At 73.4% G+C, this 19,652-nt stretch carries 23 protein-coding genes; 15 read left to right on the top strand and 8 right to left on the bottom strand.

Annotated features, from left to right (window positions below):
• Window positions 1-31 precede the first annotated feature (31 nt).
• From H9L09_RS03570 to H9L09_RS21870, 3 genes are read left to right on the top strand one after another with little or no spacing between them, the layout of a single operon-like run.
• Window positions 32-451 (top strand): HIT family protein, encoded by a 420-nt coding sequence (locus H9L09_RS03570; RefSeq protein WP_187580653.1) that lies wholly within the window; start codon window positions 32-34, stop codon window positions 449-451.
• Entirely contained in the window at window positions 448-942 is a 495-nt protein-coding gene (locus tag H9L09_RS03565) for a class I SAM-dependent methyltransferase (protein ID WP_246456244.1), read from the top strand. Before H9L09_RS03570 ends, H9L09_RS03565 begins: the two co-directional genes overlap by 4 nt.
• Complete coding sequence (locus H9L09_RS21870; protein WP_246456243.1) at window positions 924-1,064, top strand: hypothetical protein; 141 nt, start codon at window positions 924-926, stop codon at window positions 1,062-1,064. The genes H9L09_RS03565 and H9L09_RS21870 overlap by 19 nt, the downstream gene beginning before the upstream one ends.
• Here H9L09_RS21870 and H9L09_RS03560 read toward each other — a convergent pair.
• A complete protein-coding gene (locus H9L09_RS03560; protein ID WP_187579367.1) occupies window positions 1,037-2,083 on the bottom strand; it encodes a phosphatase PAP2 family protein in 1,047 nt (348 codons plus the stop codon). The two genes, H9L09_RS21870 and H9L09_RS03560, sit on opposite strands and share 28 nt — an antisense overlap.
• 135 nt (window positions 2,084-2,218) lie before the next feature.
• Here H9L09_RS03560 and H9L09_RS03555 point away from each other — a divergent pair, with 135 nt between their 5' ends.
• Window positions 2,219-3,289, top strand: coding sequence for a DUF3048 domain-containing protein (locus H9L09_RS03555; protein ID WP_187579366.1), 1,071 nt, complete (start codon window positions 2,219-2,221; stop codon window positions 3,287-3,289).
• 51 nt (window positions 3,290-3,340) lie between these two features.
• Here the strand turns inward: H9L09_RS03555 and H9L09_RS03550 are convergent, their stop codons facing one another.
• Window positions 3,341-4,009 carry a TetR/AcrR family transcriptional regulator gene (locus H9L09_RS03550; RefSeq protein WP_246456241.1) on the bottom strand — a complete coding sequence of 223 codons (669 nt, stop codon included), beginning with the start codon at window positions 4,007-4,009 and terminating at the stop codon, window positions 3,341-3,343.
• A gap of 141 nt (window positions 4,010-4,150) precedes the next feature.
• Between H9L09_RS03550 and H9L09_RS03545 the strand changes: the two genes are divergently transcribed.
• From H9L09_RS03545 to H9L09_RS03520, 6 genes are all read left to right on the top strand, one after another.
• Entirely contained in the window at window positions 4,151-4,651 is a 501-nt protein-coding gene (locus tag H9L09_RS03545; RefSeq protein WP_187579365.1) for a hypothetical protein, read from the top strand.
• 4 nt (window positions 4,652-4,655) lie between these two features.
• On the top strand, window positions 4,656-6,071 hold the full coding sequence (locus H9L09_RS03540) for an NAD-dependent malic enzyme (protein WP_187579364.1): 1,416 nt from the start codon (window positions 4,656-4,658) through the stop codon (window positions 6,069-6,071).
• Window positions 6,068-6,640: a YqgE/AlgH family protein gene (locus H9L09_RS03535; protein WP_187579363.1), complete on the top strand. Its 573-nt coding sequence runs from the start codon at window positions 6,068-6,070 to the stop codon at window positions 6,638-6,640. The genes H9L09_RS03540 and H9L09_RS03535 overlap by 4 nt, the downstream gene beginning before the upstream one ends.
• A 47-nt stretch (window positions 6,641-6,687) precedes the next feature.
• On the top strand, window positions 6,688-6,951 hold the full coding sequence (locus tag H9L09_RS03530; protein ID WP_187579362.1) for a DUF3039 domain-containing protein: 264 nt from the start codon (window positions 6,688-6,690) through the stop codon (window positions 6,949-6,951).
• Between the two features lie 113 nt (window positions 6,952-7,064).
• On the top strand, window positions 7,065-8,750 hold the full coding sequence (locus H9L09_RS03525; RefSeq protein ID WP_246456438.1) for a DEAD/DEAH box helicase: 1,686 nt from the start codon (window positions 7,065-7,067) through the stop codon (window positions 8,748-8,750).
• A gap of 50 nt (window positions 8,751-8,800) precedes the next feature.
• The gene (locus H9L09_RS03520; RefSeq protein ID WP_187579361.1) at window positions 8,801-9,436 is read left to right on the top strand and encodes an IclR family transcriptional regulator; all 636 of its coding nucleotides are present in this window, start codon (window positions 8,801-8,803) and stop codon (window positions 9,434-9,436) included.
• 23 nt (window positions 9,437-9,459) lie between these two features.
• Here H9L09_RS03520 and H9L09_RS03515 read toward each other — a convergent pair whose 3' ends face one another.
• Window positions 9,460-9,912 (bottom strand): Lrp/AsnC family transcriptional regulator, encoded by a 453-nt coding sequence (locus H9L09_RS03515; RefSeq protein ID WP_187579360.1) that lies wholly within the window; start codon window positions 9,910-9,912, stop codon window positions 9,460-9,462.
• Window positions 9,913-9,994: 82 nt separating this feature from the next.
• Between H9L09_RS03515 and hppD the strand changes: the two genes are divergently transcribed.
• Window positions 9,995-11,194, top strand: a complete 1,200-nt coding sequence (gene hppD / locus H9L09_RS03510; protein WP_187579359.1) for a 4-hydroxyphenylpyruvate dioxygenase — start codon at window positions 9,995-9,997, stop codon at window positions 11,192-11,194.
• Between the two features lie 72 nt (window positions 11,195-11,266).
• Here hppD and H9L09_RS03505 read toward each other — a convergent pair whose 3' ends face one another.
• The 3 genes from H9L09_RS03505 to H9L09_RS03495 are packed head-to-tail and all read right to left on the bottom strand — an operon-like array spanning window position 11,267 to window position 14,167.
• The gene (locus tag H9L09_RS03505; RefSeq protein ID WP_187579358.1) at window positions 11,267-12,433 is read right to left on the bottom strand and encodes a hypothetical protein; all 1,167 of its coding nucleotides are present in this window, start codon (window positions 12,431-12,433) and stop codon (window positions 11,267-11,269) included.
• A gap of 46 nt (window positions 12,434-12,479) precedes the next feature.
• A complete protein-coding gene (locus H9L09_RS03500) occupies window positions 12,480-13,718 on the bottom strand; it encodes an MFS transporter (RefSeq protein WP_246456240.1) in 1,239 nt (412 codons plus the stop codon).
• Window positions 13,715-14,167 (bottom strand): MarR family winged helix-turn-helix transcriptional regulator, encoded by a 453-nt coding sequence (locus H9L09_RS03495; RefSeq protein ID WP_187579357.1) that lies wholly within the window; start codon window positions 14,165-14,167, stop codon window positions 13,715-13,717. The genes H9L09_RS03500 and H9L09_RS03495 overlap by 4 nt, the downstream gene beginning before the upstream one ends.
• A gap of 98 nt (window positions 14,168-14,265) precedes the next feature.
• On the opposite strand from H9L09_RS03495, the gene H9L09_RS03490 reads away from it, so the two are divergent.
• On the top strand, window positions 14,266-15,009 hold the full coding sequence (locus tag H9L09_RS03490) for an RDD family protein (RefSeq protein WP_187579356.1): 744 nt from the start codon (window positions 14,266-14,268) through the stop codon (window positions 15,007-15,009).
• A gap of 29 nt (window positions 15,010-15,038) precedes the next feature.
• On the opposite strand, the gene fahA is transcribed toward H9L09_RS03490, so the two are convergent.
• Window positions 15,039-16,286, bottom strand: a complete 1,248-nt coding sequence (fahA, locus tag H9L09_RS03485) for a fumarylacetoacetase (RefSeq protein ID WP_187579355.1) — start codon at window positions 16,284-16,286, stop codon at window positions 15,039-15,041.
• Window positions 16,283-17,245 carry a hypothetical protein gene (locus tag H9L09_RS03480; RefSeq protein WP_246456238.1) on the bottom strand — a complete coding sequence of 321 codons (963 nt, stop codon included), beginning with the start codon at window positions 17,243-17,245 and terminating at the stop codon, window positions 16,283-16,285. The genes fahA and H9L09_RS03480 overlap by 4 nt, the downstream gene beginning before the upstream one ends.
• A 67-nt stretch (window positions 17,246-17,312) precedes the next feature.
• Between H9L09_RS03480 and H9L09_RS03475 the strand changes: the two genes are divergently transcribed.
• The 3 genes from H9L09_RS03475 (at window position 17,313) to H9L09_RS03465 (ending at window position 19,644) form a co-directional block, all read left to right on the top strand.
• Complete coding sequence (locus tag H9L09_RS03475; RefSeq protein WP_187579354.1) at window positions 17,313-18,581, top strand: homogentisate 1,2-dioxygenase; 1,269 nt, start codon at window positions 17,313-17,315, stop codon at window positions 18,579-18,581.
• Window positions 18,582-18,709: 128 nt separating this feature from the next.
• Complete coding sequence (locus tag H9L09_RS03470) at window positions 18,710-19,261, top strand: DUF1697 domain-containing protein (protein WP_187579353.1); 552 nt, start codon at window positions 18,710-18,712, stop codon at window positions 19,259-19,261.
• Window positions 19,258-19,644: a nuclear transport factor 2 family protein gene (locus H9L09_RS03465; RefSeq protein ID WP_187579352.1), complete on the top strand. Its 387-nt coding sequence runs from the start codon at window positions 19,258-19,260 to the stop codon at window positions 19,642-19,644. The genes H9L09_RS03470 and H9L09_RS03465 overlap by 4 nt, the downstream gene beginning before the upstream one ends.
• Window positions 19,645-19,652 lie beyond the last annotated feature (8 nt).

Below are 19,652 nucleotides of genomic sequence, written 5' to 3'. Positions count from 1 at the left end.
CGATGATGAGCCCCGACAGACGGGAGACGGAGTGGCGGAGTGCCTGTTCTGCTCGATCGCGTCCGGGGAGACCCCGGCCGACGTCGTGCTGGAGACCGACGACATGGTCGGCTTCCTCGACATCCGGCCGCTGTTCAAGGGGCACACGCTGCTGGTGCCACGGACGCACGTCGTCACGTTGCCCGACCTGCCGGCCGCGCTCCGGGACCCGTTCCTCGAGGCCGGGCAGCGGCTGGCCGCGGCGATGGTCGAGGCCCTCGGCGCCCAGGGGTCGTTCGTGGCGATGAACAACACGGTCAGCCAGAGCGTGCCGCACCTGCACCTGCACGTGGTGCCGCGCACCAAGGGCGACGGCTTGCGCGGGTTCTTCTGGCCGCGGCACAAGTACGCCGACGGCGAGGCGCAGGAGTACGTCGACCGGCTGCGCACCGCGCTGGAGAAGGCGCCGTGACCGGCCTGTGGGAGCGACACGTCCTGCCCCGGCTCGTCGACCGCGCCTGCCGGACGCCGCGGGTGGGACGGCTGCGGGAGCGGGTCTGCGCCGGGCTGCGCGACGAGGTCGTGGAGATCGGCTTCGGCTCGGGCCTCAACGTGGCGCACTACCCGCCGGAGGTGTCCCGGGTCCTCGCGGTCGAGCCGTCGGACGTCGCCTGGCGCAAGGCCCTCCCGCGCATCGACGCCGCCCGGGTCGACGTACGGCGCAGCGGGCTGGACGGGCAGCGGCTGGACCTGCCCGACGACTCCGCGGACTGCGCGCTGTCGACGTTCACCCTGTGCACCATCCCGGACCTTCCCGCCGCGCTGGCCGAGCTCCGGCGGGTGCTGAGACCGGGGGGCACGCTGCACTTCCTGGAGCACGGCCTGGCCCCGACCGCCGGATGGCGGCCTGGCAGCGCCGCCTGGAGCCGCTCCAGAAACGGCTGGTGGGCGGCTGCCACCTGACCCGGGCGATCCCGCAGGAGCTCGCGAGGGCGGGGTTCGACGTGGTCGCGCTCGACCAGTTCTACCTGGAGGTGCCGAACCCCTACCTGTACCTCTACCTCGGCTCGGCGCGCACCGTCTGAGGCTCCTCGACCTCCGGCCGGGACAGGCGGGGGACCCCACGGACGTGGTTGCCGGTGCCCCAGGCCGCGATCAGCACCCCGGCGGCCCCGATGACCGCACCGCCGATCGTGTCGGCGAAGTAGTGCCAGCCGAGGTAGACCGTGGCCACCACGGTCACGGCGAGGAACGCCCAGAGCAAAGCCTGGATCCAGCGCCGCATGCCGAGCAGCACCGCCATCAGGCACGTCGTCACGCAGATCCCGACGTGCAACGAGGCGAAGGCCGCGATCGTCTGCACCGCGGGGGAGTCGAACGGGTCGACGAGCACGTCGAACCGCTCCGCGATCATCGTCTCCTGCAGCCCGGAGACCCAGGTGGTCGGCAGGCCGGCGAAGGTCCGCGGGTCGGCGTACACCGGGCCGAGCGTGGGCACCAGGAAGTACGTCGCCACCCCGAGCACCCAGTCGACGGCCACCGCGGTCACGAACCACTCGCCCGCGCGGACGTTGCGCGACCACACCAGCGCGACCACGAGCGACGCCGGGACCAGCACGATCCAGGCGACGTAGAAGAACGAGAGCACGTGCGCGGAGACGCCGGTGCCGAGGACGTCGTGGAGCACGGCGGCAGGGTTGTGCCCGAACCACAGCGCGCGGTCGATGCGGGCCAGGGTGTCGTCCCAGAGCCGGCCGTTGACGAAGGGCACGTAGCTCTTCAGGTTCCGGAACGCGACGTAGGTGAGGTACCAGGCGCCCAGGCCCACCAGTGCGAACCGGACGTGGTCACGGGGCCAGCGCTCGCGCACGACCGCGACGAAGGTGCTCGGCACCGCCCGCACCGACCCGGCCCGGTGCACCGCCCGCGGCACCACGTCGGTGAGGAACGTGATCAGCAGGATCACCGGGAGCCGGATGTAGGTCGGCACGCTGACTCCGTCGGGGTCGCGCAGCGGCAGGTGGTAGGTGAGCGCCACCGCCACCGCCACCGCGGCGAGCAGCACCGACTGCACCACCGCGAACCTGAAAGAGCCCTCTCGCACGTGCCGAGATTACGGGGTCCGCTTCCGGTCGCGCCCCCGGCGGTCCGCACCGGGGTCCGATCCGGCGCCGCGACACGGATCCTGGGCGGGGGGCGCTCCGCGGCTCGGCCGCCCTTCTGCCGCACACTTGTCTGCATGCCTGGCCTCCCGCTGCCTGCTCGCCGCCGCTCCCCCCGCACCCCGCGCCCCTCCGGGAACGCGGGCCGGCGCCGTGCGGCGGCGCTGGCTCTGACCGCCGTCGCGGCGCTCACGCTGGCCGGCTGCAGCGGCGGGTCCGACGACAGCGGCGAGGCGCCGGCCGGGGGGCCCGAGTCCCAGTCGGTCGCCGACGGCATGACGCTGTCGGGCCAGTGGCCGCTCACCGGGCTGCCCGCCGACGGCAAGGCGCCGGCTCACCCGGTCATGGTGGTCAAGATCGACAACACCGGCTCCAGCGAGCCGCAGGTCGGACTGGGCAAGGCGGACCTGGTCACCGAGGAGCTCGTCGAGGGCGGCTCCACCCGGCTCGCCGTCTTCTACTACTCCCAGCTGCCGAAGACCGTCGGTCCGGTCCGGTCGATGCGGGCCAGCGACATCGGCATCGTCGAGCCGGCGGACGCGGTGCTGATCGCGAGCGGGGGAGCGCCGCCGACCGTCAAACGGCTGGCCGACGCGGGGGTCAAGACCTACACCGAGGGCGCGACCGGCTTCTTCCGGGACAGCGGCCGCCCGGCGCCGTACAACCTGATGATGGACCTGCCGAAGCTCGCCGCCACCCTGAAGGCGTCGGAGCCGCCGGACAACTACTTCCCGTGGGGCTCGGCGGCCGACTTCCCGCAGGGCCGGCCCGCCAAGCGCGTCTCGGCTGTGTTCTCCGGCGGCCACACCACCACCTGGCAGTTCGAGAAGGGCCACTGGACCAACCTGAACAGCTTCGCCGCGGCCGGGGACCGCTTCACGCCGAGCACGTTGCTGGTGCTCCGGGTGCAGGTGGGGGACGCCGGCTACCGCGATCCGGCCGGCAACCCGGTCCCGGAGACGAAGTTCACCGGCACCGGCGAGGCGATGGTCTTCCACGACGGCGAGGTGGTGCGCGGCAGCTGGAAGAAGGACGGCCTCGACGGGGCCGTCGAGCTGTCCACCAAGGCCGGCGAGCTCACGCTGCCGCCGGGCAAGGTGTGGATGGAGCTCGTCCCGGCCAAGGGCGGGAACGTCACGATCGGCTAGGCCGCGCGCCGGCCCGGCCCTGTCCCGTTCGGCGGGCGGGCGGGCGCTGCGCTACCGGAGGTCCGCGGGGAAGGGCAGCGGACCTCCGGACTCGGCCTGTTGCCGCAGCCCGGCGAGGATGAAAGTGATCGCTGCCTCCACCTCGGCGCTGGCGCGTGCGGTGTCCTCGGCCGAGGAGACGGCCGAGCCGGCAGCCGACATCGCCCCGAAGAAGACCCGGCTGAAGGTCTCGATCATGCTCGGCTCGACGTCGTAGGTGGCCAGGACCGAGGAGACGATGTCCTGCACGATGCCGAAGGTCGAGCGCTCCTCCTGCTCGCGGTAGCGCTCGTAGCCGAGCACCGCGGGGCCCTCCTGGATCGTGATCCGGCGGTAGGCCGGCTGCTGGACGACCTCGAGGAACGCGCGCAGCCCGGCGGCCGCCTTCTCCCAGGGGTCCCGGTGGCCGTGCAGCGCCTGCTTGATGGTCGCGGCGGCCTCGTCGGCGACGTGGTCGAACACCGCCTCGAAGAGCGCCTTCTTGCCGCTGAAGTGGTGGTAGAGCGCGCCCTTGGTGACCCGGGCGCCGGCGACGATCTCGTCGAGGCTGGTGCCGGCGTACCCGCGCTCGGTGAACAGGGTCGTGGCCACCTCCTCGAGGGCCCGCTTCGTCGAGGCGGAGTACTCCTGGCGGCGGGTGGGGTGCGAGACCTGGTCCAGCACCTTCTTCGACACGGTCACCGGATGAGCATAGGCGTGCAGACGGCCGCCCGGCCCCGGCGGCGCGGCTCGCCCGCGGGTGGAGGACTAGGTCTACATACTGTGGGTATGTCACCATACTGGCAGTACGTACCGACGGTATGTGAAAGGACCTGAGCGCCGATGAACCGACACCGCCAGCACCGCAGCCGGGAGACGTCGCACCGTCGAGGCGACGTCCTCCGGGCCGTCCTCGCCCACGCCGACTCCCGCCGCGACGGCACCCTGCCCCTCGACCTCCCCGGCGTCCGCCGGGCCTTCGCCGACCCGGCCGACCTCGTCGGCGCGCTGCAGCTGCGCTGGCACGCCCGGCTGGGCGGCTGCATCGAGCGAGAGCTGCTCGACCGGCCCGGCGAGCCGGAGGCCGCTGTGGTGGACGGCTGGCGCGCCGCGGCCAGCGACCTGGCGGGCGTCCGGCTGATCCTCGACGCCCAGGCCGCGCAGCCCGCCGACGCCGGGGTCGCGGCGGTGCTGGAACGGTCGTCGCGCAAGGACCACCAGCTGCTGGCCGGCATGGCCGGTCTCGCCGGCAGGCACGGCTCCGGACCGGCGGACGCGCGGGCTCTCGGGCGACGGCTCGAGGAGCGCGCCCGGGCGGCGGCGGGGCAGGTCGTGGCACGATGACGCCATGGCGTCCGCACCGAGCATCTCCTACTCGATCACCGTCCGCCTCGAGCTTCCGGCGGGGGGCACCGCGATCAGCCGGTTGACCACCGCGGTGGAGCAGGCCGGCGGCATCGTCACCGCCCTCGACGTCACCGCCTCCGGTCACGACCGGTTGCGCATCGACGTCACCTGCGCCGCGTCCGACACCGACCACGCGCAGGAGATCGTCGTCGCGCTCGGCCGGCTCGAGGGCGTGACCGTGCACAAGGTCTCCGACCGGACCTTCCTGATGCACCTCGGCGGCACCATCGAGATGGCCAGCAAGCACCCGATCCGCAACCGCGACGACCTCTCGATGGTCTACACCCCCGGTGTCGCGCGGGTCTGCGAGGCGATCGTGGCCAACCCCGAGGACGCCCGCCGGCTGACCGTCAAGCGCAACGCGGTCGCGGTGGTCACCGACGGCTCCGCGGTCCTCGGCCTCGGCAACATCGGGCCCGCCGCCGCGCTGCCGGTGATGGAGGGCAAGGCCGCGCTGTTCAAGCGGTTCGCCGGGATCGACGCCTGGCCGCTGTGCCTGGACACCCAGGACCCCGACCAGATCGTGGAGGTCGTCAAGGCGATCTCCCCGGGCTTCGCGGGGATCAACCTGGAGGACATCTCCGCGCCGCGCTGCTTCGAGATCGAGGCCCGGCTGCGGGAGGTCCTCGACATCCCGGTCTTCCACGACGACCAGCACGGCACCGCCATCGTCGTGCTGGCCGCGCTCACCAACGCGCTGCGGGTCGTGGGCAAGAAGCTCTCCGAGGTCCGCCTCGTGATGTCGGGGGCCGGGGCGGCGGGGACCGCCATCCTCAAGCTGCTGATGGAGGCCGGGGTCCGCGACGTGGTCGTCGCCGACGTCGAGGGGGTCATCCACCGCGACCGGCCGAACCTGCACGAGTCGCTGCGCTGGCTGGCCGAGTCCACCAACACCGCCGGCGTCACCGGCGACCTGCGCGACGCGCTCGTCGGCGCGGACGTGTTCGTCGGCGTCTCCGCCCCGAACCTGCTCACCGGCGAGGACGTCGCCAAGATGGCCGACGGGTCGATCGTGTTCGCGCTGGCCAACCCGGTGCCCGAGATCGACCCCGGGGCGGCGCGCGCGCACGCCGCGGTGGTCGCGACCGGCCGCTCGGACTACCCGAACCAGATCAACAACGTGCTGGCGTTCCCCGGGGTCTTCCGCGGGCTGCTGGACGCCTCCGCGACCCAGGTGCACCCGTCGCTGCTCGTCGCCGCGGCGGAGGCGATCGCCTCGGTGGTCACCGCCGACGAGCTCAACGCCAACTACATCATCCCCAGCGTCTTCCACTCCGACGTGCACACCGCCGTCGCCGGCGCGGTCCGACAGGCCGCCGAGAAGGCGTCGGGACGGGTCCCGGCCGGCTCGTCATGAGCGAGCCCGGCGCCGGTCTCGCCGCCGGGGTCCTGCTCGTGGCCACCCCCGAGCTGCTCGACCCCAACTTCGAGCGCGCCGTGGTGCTGCTGCTCGACGTCGACGGTGACGGAGCGCTCGGCGTGATCCTGAACCGGCCCTCGGCGGTCCCGGTGGGTGAGGTGCTGCCCGACTGGGACGACCTGGTCGCCGAGCCCGACGTGCTCTTCCGCGGCGGCCCGGTGGCCACCGACTCCGCGCTCGCCGTCGCCCAGGTGCCGGACCTCGACGGCGAGGAGCCGGTCGGGTTCCGGCGGATGTTCGGGGCCACCGGGGTCGTCGACCTGGACGCGCCCACCGAGCTGCTCGCGGACGTGCTGCAGGGCCTGCGGATCTTCGCCGGGTACGCCGGCTGGGGCGCCGAGCAGCTCGAGGCCGAGGTCGACGAGGGCTCGTGGTACGTCGTGCCCACCGCGCCCGGGGACCTGTTCGCCGAGGACCCGGAGTCGCTGTGGGTGCGGGTGCTGCGCCGCCAGCCGGGCGAGCTCGCCTGGGTGTCCACCAGGCCGACCGACCCGGGGCTGAACTGAGCGGACCCGGTCCGCACCGTCCTTGCCCTGACCTAGACTGGATCACCATGAGCACCCAGATGACCCCCGGCGTCCAGACCATCGAGGACACCCGCACCTCGCCGGTGGACACCCCGGTCGAGCCCGGTGACCATGAGCGCTTCTCCCACTACGTGGAGAAGGAGAAGCTCACCGAGGCGATGGTGCTGGGCACCCCGGTGATCGCCCTGTGCGGCAAGGTCTGGGTGCCGAGCCGCGACCCGGAGCGGTTCCCGGTGTGTCCCGACTGCAAGGACGCCTGGGAGCAGCTCAAGAACGACGACGAGGGGTGAGCGCCGGCAACGACGCGCCGGTCCCCGTTCCGCCCCAGCTGCTGCCGCCGGCGTACCCGGACCGCGCCGCCTGGGGAACCGCGCGCCCGCTGCGCGCCTGGCAGACCGCGGCGATGGAGCGCTACTTCGCCGACAACCCGCGGGACTTCCTCGCGGTGGCGACCCCCGGCGCCGGCAAGACCACGTTCGCGCTGACCGTCGCCGCCGAGCTGCTCGCGCGTCGGGTCGTGGACCGGGTCACCGTGGTCGCGCCCACCGAGCACCTGAAGACCCAGTGGGCCGATGCCGCGGAGCGCGCGGGCATCCCCATCGACCCGACGTACTCCGGCCGGAAGGGCCGCACCAGCAAGGACTACGTCGGCGTCGCGGTGACCTACGCCGGGGTCGCGACCAACCCGCTGGCGCACCGGATCCGCACCGAGCGGTTCAAGACCCTGGTGATCCTCGACGAGGTGCACCACGCCGGTGACGCGCTGTCGTGGGGGGAGGCGGTCCGCGAGGCCTTCGAGCCGGCGCGCCGCCGGCTGGCGCTGACCGGCACGCCGTTCCGCTCCGACATCAACCCGATCCCGTTCGTCAGCTACGCACCCGGCGACGACGGGGTCCCGCGCAGCGTCGCCGACTACACCTACGGCTACGCCCAGGCGCTGGCCGACCACGTGGTCCGGCCGGTGCTGTTCATGGCCTACAGCGGCCAGATGCAGTGGCGCACCCGGGCCGGCGACGAGGTGGCCGCACAGCTGGGCGAGCCGCTGACCAAGGACCTCACGGCCCAGGCCCTGCGCACCGCGCTGGACCCGTCCGGGTCCTGGATGCCGTCGGTGCTGGCGGCGGCCGACAAGCGGCTCACCGAGGTACGCCGGCACGTCCCCGACGCCGGCGGACTGGTGATCGCCAGCGACCAGGACGCCGCCCGCGCCTACTCCGGGCTGCTCAAGGAGATCACCGGCACCAAGCCGACCGTCGTGCTCTCGGACGAGAAGACCTCCTCGAAGCGGATCGCCACCTTCTCCGAGAGCGAGGACCGCTGGATGGTCGCGGTCCGGATGGTCTCCGAGGGCGTCGACGTGCCCCGGCTCGCGGTCGGCGTCTACGCCACCACTGCGGCGACACCGCTCTACTTCGCCCAGGCGATCGGCCGGTTCGTCCGCGCCCGGCGCCGCGGCGAGACCGCGTCGGTCTTCCTGCCGTCGGTGCCGCGGCTGCTCGGGCACGCCTCGGAGATGGAGGTCGAGCGCGACCACGTCCTCGGCCGCAAGGTCAACGACGAGGCCGACATCTTCGCCGCCGAGGAGGACCTGCTCGCCCAGGCTCAGGAGTCCGAGTCGGCCAGCGCCGAGGAGGCGCTGCTGCCGTTCGAGGCGCTCGGCTCGCAGGCGCGGTTCGACCGGGTGCTCTACGACGGCGGCGAGTTCGGCCACGCCGGCGAGGTGCAGGTCGGCTCCGAGGAGGAGATGGACTTCCTCGGCATCCCCGGGCTGCTCGAGCCCGACCAGGTGCGCAACCTGCTCCAGACCCGGCAGAGCGAGCGGGCGAAGCAGCAACGCCGCAGCACCTCCAGCTCGCCGGAGGACGTCACCCGCGACGTCTCCACCCACGAGCACCTGGCCACCCTGCGCCGCGAGCTCAACGGGCTGGTGGCGGCCTGGAACCACCGGACCGGCCAGCCGCACGGGATCACGCACGCGGCGCTGCGCAAGGAGTGCGGCGGACCCGCTGCCGCGGTGGCGACGGCCGAGCAGCTGCGCACCAGGATCGACCGGCTCCGCGACTGGGCGGCGCAGCGACGCACGTCCTGAGTCGGCGCCGCACGGCCCGCCGCCGGGTTGCCGCCGGGTAGCCTCGCGGCATGCCGGCAGAGACCTCGCAGACCCTGGACCGGGGGCTCCGGGTCCTCGAGGTGCTGGCGTCCTCCCCGAACGGCCGGTCGGTCTCGTCGCTGGCCGCCGAGGTCGGGGTCAACCGGACGGTGGTCTACCGGCTGGTGACCACCCTGGAGCAGCACGGGCTGGCGCGGCGCGACCCGGCCGGGCTGGTGCACGTCGGCCTCGGCGTGCTGTCCCTCGCGAGGGCCCTGCAGCCGGTGCTGCGCGAGCTCGCGGGCCCGGTGCTGCGCTCCCTGGCCGAGAAGCTGGGGATGACGGCGCACCTGACGGTCGCCGACGGCGGCGACGCGCTGGCGATCGCGGTGGTCGAGCCCACCTGGACCGACTTCCACGTGGGCTACCGGGTGGGGGCCCGGCACCCGCTCGGCCAGGGCGCGGCCGGCCGGGCGATCCTGCTCGGCCGGGATCCGCGGCCGCCGGGCTACGCGATGACCTCGGGTGAGCTGCAACCCGGCGCCCGGGGCCTGGCCGCGCCGGTGCTCGGCGTCGAGGGCCTGGAGGCCTCGGTGGGGATCGTCACGCTCGGCGACCTCGAGGCAGCGCAGGTGGCACCCGACGTACTGGCCGCCGCCGCGGAGGTCGCGCGCCGGCTGGGCTGACCGCTCCGGTACGCCGGCGCGGCTCAGGCGTCGAGGAGCGGGAGCACCCGGTAGGGGACCTGCGTCGCCAGCGCGATCACCGTGGAGGACCGCACGATCCCGGCGTCGGAGAGCACCGCGTCGATGACCCGCTGCAGGTCGTTGTTGGACCGCGCCACCACCCGGCACCACATGTCCCCGGCGCCGGTGATCGTGAACGCCTCGAGCACCTCGGGGATCCGGACCAGGTGCTCGGCGATCGTCTCGTGACCGGCGCCCTGGCGGATCTCCAGGGTCAGGAACGCGGTGACCGGGTAGCCGAGCGCCTCCGGGTCGAGCTCCGGGCCCCATCCCGAGATCACCCCGGTGGCGGACAGCTTGGCCAGCCGGGCCTGCACGGTGCCGCGGGCGACCCCGAGCCGGCGGGACGCCTCCAGGATCCCGACCCGCGGCTCGTCGGCGAACAGACGGATCAATGTGGCGTCCAGATCGTCCATCACGGCCTCCGGTCCTGGTCAGATTGCATAGTGATTCGACGTACTGTTGCACATCCTGTTCTCCGCGGCCATGCTCGGGGCCATGACTGACGCACTCACCCAGGACGAGCTCAAGGCCGACCTCACGCTCGAGCAGCTGCAGCAGCTGGTCGGGCTCGTGGAGTACGACGAGGAGGGCGACGTCTTCCCGGTGACCGGCTGGGACTCGATCGTCTTCGTGGTCGGCAACGCCACCCAGGCCGCGCACTACTACCAGTCCGCCTGGGGGATGCAGCTGGAGGCCTACTCCGGCCCGGAGAACGGCAACCGGGACCACAAGAGCTTCGTGCTGCGCTCCGGCTCGATCCGGTTCGTCCTCAACGGCGCGGTGGACCCGGACAGCCCGCTGGCCGACCACCACCGCCGCCACGGCGACGGCGTCGTCGACATCGCGCTGGAGGTCCCGGACGTGGACCGGTGCATCGCCCAGGCCCGCAAGGCCGGCGCGACCGTGGTGCGCGAGCCGGAGGACGTCACCGACGAGCACGGCACGATCCGGATCGCGGCGATCGCGACGTACGGCGAGACCGTCCACACGCTGGTGGACCGGTCCCGGTACGACGGCCCGTACCTCCCCGGCTACGTCGCCGCCGAGAGCACCTGGGTCAAGCGTGAGGGGGACCCGAAGCGGCTGTTCCAGGCGCTCGACCACATCGTCGGCAATGTCGAGCTCGGCCACATGGACGAGTGGGTGGAGTTCTACAACAAGGTCATGGGCTTCGTGAACATGGCGGAGTTCATCGGCGACGACATCGCCACCGACTACTCCGCGCTGATGAGCAAGGTGGTCGCGAACGGCAACCACCGGGTGAAGTTCCCGCTCAACGAGCCGGCCGTCGCGAAGAAGAAGTCGCAGATCGACGAGTACCTCGAGTTCTACCGCGGCGCCGGGGCGCAGCACCTCGCGCTGGCCACCAACGACATCCTCACCACCGTCGACGCGCTGCGGGCCAACGGCGTGGAGTTCCTCGACACCCCGGACTCCTACTACGAGGACCCGGCGCTGCGCGAGCGGATCGGCAAGGTGCGGGTGCCGATCGAGGAGCTGCAGAAGCGGAAGATCCTCGTGGACCGCGACGAGGACGGCTACCTGCTGCAGATCTTCACCAAGCCGCTCGGCGACCGGCCCACGGTCTTCTTCGAGCTCATCGAGCGGCACGGCTCGCTCGGCTTCGGCAAGGGCAACTTCAAGGCGCTCTTCGAGGCGATCGAGCGCGAGCAGGAGGCCCGCGGCAACCTGTAGCCACCACGCGCCGCTGCGCGCTTCGCCGGGCCGGTCACCAGACCGGCCCGGCGTTCGCCTGCCCGGGGCCGGTCAGCGCGGAGGCCGGATGCTCTGCAGCACCCCGCGGACGGTGCCGGCGACGCCCTGGGACACCCCGGCCGCGGTACGACGGGCCGCGTCGCCGGCCCGTCGGGTCGCGGACCCGGCGCGCCGGGCGAGACGGGCCACCGGCCGCAGCGCCGTGCCGGCCAGCCGGCCGGTGGCGGCTGCTGCCGACGCGAGCAGCCGGCCCAGCCGGCGGACCGGGACGGCGGCGAGCCGCCACGCGGACGCGAGCAGCCGCCCCAGCGCCCGCAGTGGCACGGCGGCCAGCCGGACGAGGTCGCTCAGGACCCGGGCGGTCGCAGCGACGGCGGAGGTGAGCACGCCGAGAACCGCGGCGCCGGCGGCAGCGGCCCGGGCGAGCAGCGCCGAGAACAAGGTCCGCGCCGAGCGGAGCAGCCGGGCCAGCGGCGTGACTTGCAGCCGGGCGGCACTGCGCGCGGACCACCGGACCGCGCTGGTCAGCGCGGTCACCGCCCGGGTGAGGAAGCCGACGAGCGCTCGGACCGGCCCGCCGAGCGCACGGGTGACCGCACTGATCGCGCGGCCCAGCAGCCGGGCAGCCGCTGTCGCGAGGCCGGACAGCCGCTGCAGCGCCGAGCCGAGGACCCGAGCCAGCCACCGCAGCGGCGCGGCGACCAGCCGCCCCAGGCCGCCCAGCAGGGCCAGCAGGTGACGGCCCGCGGCGCGCGCGGCGCGGACCAGCCAGCGGCCCGGGGCGGCCAGCAGCCGCCCCGCGCGCCGCAACGCCTGCGCGACGGCCCGCCCGACGCTGCGCAGAGCCTGGACGACCGCCCGCCCCGCGCGACGGAACACCTCCGCCAGTGCCCGCCCGACACGGCGCAGGGACTGAACCACGGACCGGGCCCAGGCTGCGACGCGGGCCCGGAGCGCTGCGAGCCCCCGCGCGAGCAGCCGGACCGGTGCCGCGAGCAGCCGGCCCAGCGCCCGCAGCCCGGCCCGCAGGGCGCGCGCCGGAAGCGTCACGAGCCGGCCGAGCGCGGCCACCACCGCTCGTCCGGCCGCTCGGGCTGCTCGCGCCAGTGCCGTCGCGCCGCCGCGCACCGCCTGCCAGGCGAGCACCAGGGGAACGAACGGCAGCGCGAGCGCCTTCTCGAGGCGGGACGGCTGCCGCGGCGGGACCGGATCGGACATGGGGCGCATTCTGCCCAGGCCGGCGGCCGGCCCGTCCGGTGGTACCTCAGTCCAGGTCGCCGACCGCGATCAGCTCGGCCTCGTCGGTGGCGCTGGGCCGCGCGGCGTGGCCGGGCAGGCTCCGCCGGCCGACCAGCAGGACCACCATCGCCAGCACCACGACCCCGGTGCCCATCCAGAACGGGGCGTGCACGTTGACCTCCTCGCCGAGCCGGGCCGCGGCCCAGGGCGCGACGGCACCGCCGGAGAAGCGGACGAAGGAGTACGCCGCGGAGGCGACCGGCCGCTCGACCGGGGCCGCCCCCATCACGGCCTCGGTGATGAGGGTGTTGTTGACGCCGAGGAACGCCCCGGCCAGCACGATCCCGATCACCAGGGCGAGCTTGGAGTCGGTCAGCACCGCCATGAACGCGAGGTCGGCGGCGAAGAAACCGAGCGCTGCCAGGATCGCCGGCACCGTGCCGATCCGGCGCTGCAGGACCGGCGCCAGCCAGACCGAGGTGAGGGCGAGCAGCAGGCCCCAGCCGAAGAAGACCCAGCCGACCTGCGAGGCGCTCATGTCCAGCGGGAACGGCGCGAACGCCAGCAGCGTGAAGAAGCCCATGTTGTAGAAGAGCGCGGTGACCGCCACCGTGAGCAGCCCGCGGTGGCGCAGTGCCCGGAACGGGTCGGCGATCGAGGTCTTCCGGGCCGCCGGCGGCGTGGCCGGCAGCAGGAACGCGGTGGCGACCAGGGCGATCGTCATCAGCACGGCGACGCCGAAGAACGGAGCCTTCCAGCTGATCGAGCCGAGCTGCCCGCCGACGATCGGGCCGGCGGCGATCCCGAGGCCGAGTGCCGCCTCGAACAGGATGATCGACTGGGCGACCGATCCGCTGGCCGACATCACGATGGTCGCCAGCGCGGTGGCGATGAACAGCGCGTTGCCCAGGCCCCAGCCGGCCCGGAAGCCGACGATCGCGCCGACGGTGTCCGAGGCGCCGGCCAGCGCGGAGAAGACGATGATCAGGGCGAGCCCGGCCAGCAGCGTCCGCTTGGCGCCGATGCGGCTGGAGACCACGCCGGTGATCAGCATCGCGACGCCCATCACCGCCATGTAGCTGGTGAACAGCAGCGACACCTGGCTGGGGGAGGCCCCGAGGTCGTCGGCGATCGGCTTCAGGATCGGGTCGACGAGCCCGATGCCCATGAAGGCGATCACGCAGGCGAAGGCGACCGCCCACACCGCGCGCGGCTGCTTGAGCATCGACGACCCCGGGGTGGGGTCGGTGGCAGGGGTGGTCACAGGTTTCCTTCCGGTTCGGTGTCCTGGAGCAGGTGGTCGAAGAGCGCGACCGCGGAGGCGAGCGCCTCCAGGTCGACCTCGGGGTGGCGGCGCAGGCGCGCGGCGACGATCTCCCCGTTGCGCCGGCGGGTGCCGGCCAGGGCTGCGGCGCCCTCGTCGGTGAGCTCGACCAGCGTCGAGCGGGCGTCGGCCGGGTTCGGTCGCTTGACCGCCCAGCCGCGGTCCACCAGCGCCTGTACGGCGGCCGAGGCGGTCGGCTGGGAGCAGCGGTCCGCCGCGGCCAGCGCGCCGACGGTGACCGGGCCGAGCTCGTCGACCTGGGCCATCAGGCGCAGCGTCGCGGCCGGGACGTCGGCTCCGGTCCGGCGACTGAGCGCCCGGACCAGCCGCCCGGCGGCGATCACCAAGTCGCTGCTCAGCGACTCGAGATCCCGATCAAGTTGGGGCATGCAAGCAGTTTACATAGGTTGCCTATCTAGTGCGAGCGGGGCTCCCGGCCCGCCCGGCGTCCCGCGGGGCGCGACGTGGTTCTGGGAGGATTCAGGCCATGACGCAGATCCCTGCCGGCTGGTATCCCGACCCGGACCCGGACGCCCCCGAGCCACGCGGTCAGCGGTACTGGGACGGTCGGCTGTGGACCGAGCACGTCCAGCCCGCGGCCGGTGCCCCGGCGTACCCCTCCCCGGCCGGTGGCTACCGCTACCCCGGCGCCCCGGGCGGCTATGCGGCCGGAGCGGCCGTGGCGACCACGCCGGACGGGCAGCAGCTCGCCGGCTGGTGGTCGCGGGTCGGCGCCTACCTGATCGACCTGGTGGTGATGACGCCGCTGATCGCGATCCTGGCCTTCCCGTGGATCCGCGAGATCGCCGGCGCGTACGCCGACATGGTGCGCGAGGTCCTGGACGCCGTCCGGTCCGGGCAGGCCGTGCCCGACCAGTCGGGCTTCGCCGCCGACAACGCCGGGCCGCTGCTCGCCCTGACGCTGGTCAGCCTGCTGGTCAACTTCGTCTACAACGTCGGCTTCCTGAAGTGGAAGGCCGCGACGCCGGGCAAGCTGCTGATCGGCCTCCGGGTGCGGCTGCGCGAGGTGCCCGGCCCGCTGGGCTGGGGCACGGTGCTGCGCCGCTGGGTGGGGCAGAACTGGTACTCCCCGCTGTCGCTGGTGCCGGTGCTCGGCAACCTGCTGGTGATCTACCCGTTCCTGGACCTGCTGTGGCCGCTGTGGGACTCCAAGAAGCAGGCGCTGCACGACAAGATCGCCGCCACCAACGTGGTGCGCCACTCGCGCTGACCGCCGACCAGCGGTTCCGGCGGCCGGGGTCAGCCGGTCGCGGGCAGGATCGTGCCGGTGACCTCGCCGAGCGCGATCCGGCCGCCTCGTGCACCGGGCGCGGTGGCCCGGAGCGTGACGGTGTCGCCGTCCTCGAGGAAGGTCCGCTCCCGGCCGCCGGCGGTGAACGGCTCCGTGCCGCCCCAGGACAGCTCGAGCAGCGAGCCGCGCTGGCCCCGCTCAGCACCGCTGACGGTGCCCGAGGCGAACAGGTCGCCGGCCCGCAGGCTCGCGCCGTTGACCGTCAGGTGCGCCAGCATCTGCGCGGGCGACCAGTACATCGAGGCGTACGGCGGCCGGGCCACCGTCTCGCCGTCGAGCAGGACCTCGAAGTCGATGTCGTAGCCGGCACCCGGACCGACCCGGAGGTAGTCCAGCGGCTCGGGCTGCTGGCCGGGCAGGTCCACCCGGGCGGCGTCGAGCGCCTCGAGCGGGGTGACCCAGCCCGCGACCGAGGTGGCGAAGGACTTGCCGAGGAACGGCCCGAGCGGGACGTACTCCCAGGCCTGGATGTCCCGGGCGGACCAGTCGTTGAGCGGCAGCACCCCGAAGACGTGGTCGGCGAAGCCGGCGGTGCCGACCCGCTCGCCGATCGCGGTCGGGGCTCCGACCACGAAGCCGAGCTCGGTCTCGATGTCGAGCCGGGTGCTCGGGCCATAGCTTGGCTGGGGCGGTCCGTCGGCGCCTGGGGTGAGCCGCTGGCCGCAGGGCCGGCGGACGCCGGTGCCGGAGACCACGACCGTGCCGGCGCGCCCGTGGTAGCCGACCGGCAGGTGCCGCCAGTTGGGCTTCAGCGGCTCGTCGTCGGGACGGAAGATCCGTCCGACGTTGCTGGCGTGCTCCAGCGAGCAGTAGAAGTCGACGTAGTCGGCCACCTGGAACGGCAGCTGCAGCTCGACCTCGGCCACCGGCAGCAGGTGCGGCTCGACCAGGCCGCGCGCCGCCTCGTCGGTGAGCAGCGAGACCGCCCACTGCCGGACCGCGCTCCACGACCCGCGGCCCAGCGACAGCAGCGGGTTCAGCGACGGCGCCTCGAAGACGTGCGCGACCTCCAGCATCTCCGCCGCCGCCACCGGGGCCAGGTCCAGGACCAGGTCGCCGACCCGGACGCCCACCCGAGCGGGCTCGTCCGAGTCGCGCGGGCCGAACACGCCGTAGGGCAGGTTGTCGACGTCCCACAGCGAGCCGGCCGCGCCCTCCACCCAGGTCGGCGCGGGGTGGGTGCTCTCGGGGCTCATGCGTGCTCCTCGGGGGTCGGGCTCGGGGTGGCGGGGAGGTCGGGCAGCAGTCCGAGGGCGGCCAGGTCGGCCAGCGGCTCGGTCACGCTGCAGGTGCCGATCGAGGTGAACCAGCGGCGGGCGCCGGCCAGGCCCTCGGCGTGCTCCTCCACGAGCCGGCGTACGTCGTCGGGGTCGGTCCGGTCCAGGACGGCGACCACGTCGTCGGCGGAGGCGCCGTCCAGGTTGAGCCGGGTGGCGAGCAGCACGTTGAGGAAGCCGTGCTGGTCGAAGCCGGTGTCCGGGTCGCGGTGCCGCAGCGCGTGGTGCAGCCCGGCGGTGCACTTGAAGCGGAGCTCGCGGTCCAGCGCGGCGCCGATGCAGGTGGCCAGCTCCGCGGGACCCGGGAACGCGTCGGCGTCCGCGCCGCCGGTCCGGAACTTGAGGCGGTGGTCGCTCGCCGCGATCTCGTCCAGCGCGCTGAGCCAGCTGTGACCGGGGGCGGCGCCGTGCAGGCGGGGCATCTCGATGCTGATCGTGGTGTCGTCATCGAGCGCGCCGTCGGCGAGCAGCTGGTCCACGGCGGTGACGATCCGGCGGGCGTTGTGCGGGAGCTCGCTGGTGTCGGTGCCGCGGAGCGCGATCTCCACCCCGGCCAGCCGGAGCGCCTCGGAGCGTTCGGCCCAGTGCACTGCCGGGCCGAGCGCACCGGCGCCGCCGGTCACCACGACCGCGACCTCCAGCGGCGTCGGCCCGGCCGGGGCCAGGCCGATCAGGTCCGGGAGCCGGGGGTCGTCGACCACCAGCGGACCGACCATCGCCGCGTAGGCGGCGACCCGGTGGACCTCGTGGGCCCGCACCGCGTCGGGCAGCGGCGCGTTGCCGGGCGGGAAGATCGCGGCGTCGTCGAGGAGCCGGGCCAGGAACGGCGGCACGCCGTACTCCTGGCCGGATTGCGGGTCGGGAGAGCCGGTTGACACGGTCCCGACCCTAACGCATCGTTGCGGTGACAATCGGACGCATGTGTTCGGATATAGGACGGATCGAATGGCCTACTACCGCCAGCTGGGTGAGGTGCCGGGGACCCGGCACACCGTGTTCCGCGACCCGCACGGGAAGCTGCGCTACGAGGAGCTGATGGGGGAGGAGGGCTTCTCCTCCGACTCCTCGTTGCTCTACCACGCGGGCGTGCCGTCCGCGATCGTGGACAGCCAGGTCTGGGAGCTCCCCGACCTGAGCACCACCCCGAACCATCCGCTGAAGCCGCGCCATCTCAAGCTGCACTCGCTGTTCCCGGACCCGGGCGAGGCGGGCGAGACCGGCGGGGCCGCGGCGGTCGACGCCGTGCAGGGCCGGCGGCTGGTGCTCGGCAACGCCGACGTCCGGATCTCCTATGTCGTCGCCGGCGCGACCTCGCCGTACTACCGCAACGCGGTCGGCGACGAGTGCGTCTACGTGCAGGAGGGCAGCGGGGTCGTCGAGACGGTGTTCGGGGTGCTGCCGTACCGGACCGGCGACTACGTGATCGTGCCGCGGGCCACCACTCACCGGTGGGTGCCCCGCGCCGGGGAGCCGCCGAGCCGGCTCTACGCGATCGAGGCGAGCAGCCACATCGCCCCGCCGAAGCGGTATCTCTCCCGGTACGGGCAGCTCCTCGAGCACGCGCCGTACTGCGAGCGGGACCTCTACGGCCCCGACGAGCCGTTCCTGGTCGAGGGCACCGACGTCGAGGTGCTGGTGAAGCACCGCGGCAACGGCCCCTCCGGCCTGGTCGGCACCCGGATGACCTACGCCACGCACCCCTTCGACGTGGTCGGCTGGGACGGCTGCCTGTACCCGTACACGTTCAACATCGAGGACTTCATGCCGATCACCGGCAAGGTGCACCAGCCGCCGCCGGTGCACCAGGTCTTCGAGGGCTGGAACTTCGTGATCTGCAACTTCTGCCCCCGCAAGGTCGACTACCACCCGGACTCGGTGCCGGTGCCCTACTACCACTCCAACGTCGACAGCGACGAGGTCATGTTCTACGTCGGCGGCGACTACGAGGCGCGCAAGGGCTCGGGGATCAACATCGGCTCGATCTCGCTGCACCCGGGCGGCTACGCGCACGGCCCGCAGCCGTCGGCGATCGAGGCGTCGCTGGGCGCGGAGTACTTCGACGAGACCGCGGTGATGGTCGACACCTTCAAGCCGCTCGAGCTCGGCGAGGCGGGGTTGGCCGCCGAGGACCCGGCGTACGCCTGGACCTGGGCCGGGCGCGGTCCGGACGCGGCGAACGGCGACGGCGGCCCGGCGGTCTACTCGAACTCCTGACCCCGGTCCGGGGCCCGGCCCGGTGCGCGCCTGGCGGCGGCACCGGGCCGTCGCACGAAGCCCGGACGCACACGACGTGACCAGGAGATGTGGGCGTCGCGTCGCCTCCGCGTCCGAGGCCGGGCAGGATGGGCGGCGTGGCTGACTACGTGGCGTTCCTGCGAGCGATCAACCTCGGGAAGAACCGCAAGTTCCCGATGGCCGAGGTGAAGGCGTGCCTGGCCGCCGGCGGCTTCTCCGACGTCGAGACCTACATCGCCTCCGGCAACGTCCGGGTGGGCTCCTCGATGCGGTCGCCGGGCAATGTCGCCGCGGAGCTCGAGCGGCTCTTCGAGGCCGACCGCGGCTTCGCCGTACCCACGGTGGTGATGACCCCGCGCGAGCTGCGGCAGGTGTACGACGACGCCGTCGGCCTCGAGCCCCCGTTCGGGGCAGCGGAGGTACGCCGCTACGTGACGCTGGCCAAGGAGCCGGTGCCGGCGGACGCCGCCGCGGAGATCCATGCGCTGGAGGCCGAGGGCGAGGTCGCCCGCGTCGTGGGCCGGGCGGTGCACCTGTGGATCCGCGCCGGCTACCAGAACGCCCGGCTCAACAACGCCCGCCTGGAGCGCGCGGTCGGGGTGGCGACCACCCGCGACCTCAAGGTGATCACCACGCTGGCCGAGAGGTGGGGCTCGTGAAGACGTTCCGTGAGGCCGTGGAGACCCGCGACGCCGTCGCGGTCGAGGCGCTGCTCGCCGAGGACGTGGTCTTCCGCAGCCCGGCGGTGCACAAGCCCTACCAGGGCAAGCAGGCGACCGCGGTGATCCTGCGGGCGGTGATGCGGGTCTTCGAGGACTTCCGCTACACCCGGGTCGTGGAGGACGGATCCGACCACGTGCTGGTCTTCGAGGCACGCGTCGGCGGCCGCGACGTCGAGGGCGCAGACTTCCTGCATGTCGACGAGGACGGCCGCATCGACGACTTCCGGGTCATGGTGCGGCCGCTGTCCGGGCTCAACGCCCTGGTGGAGGCGATGGGCGTGGCGATCCCCGAGGTGATGGCCGAGCTCGGCCTGTCCTGACCTGCGGC

The organism is Nocardioides mesophilus (assembly GCF_014395785.1).
GTDB classification, from domain to species: domain Bacteria; phylum Actinomycetota; class Actinomycetes; order Propionibacteriales; family Nocardioidaceae; genus Nocardioides_B; species Nocardioides_B mesophilus.
The sequence above is the reverse complement of the archived record's forward strand: the minus strand, read 5'-3'. Positions and strand labels throughout refer to the sequence as shown.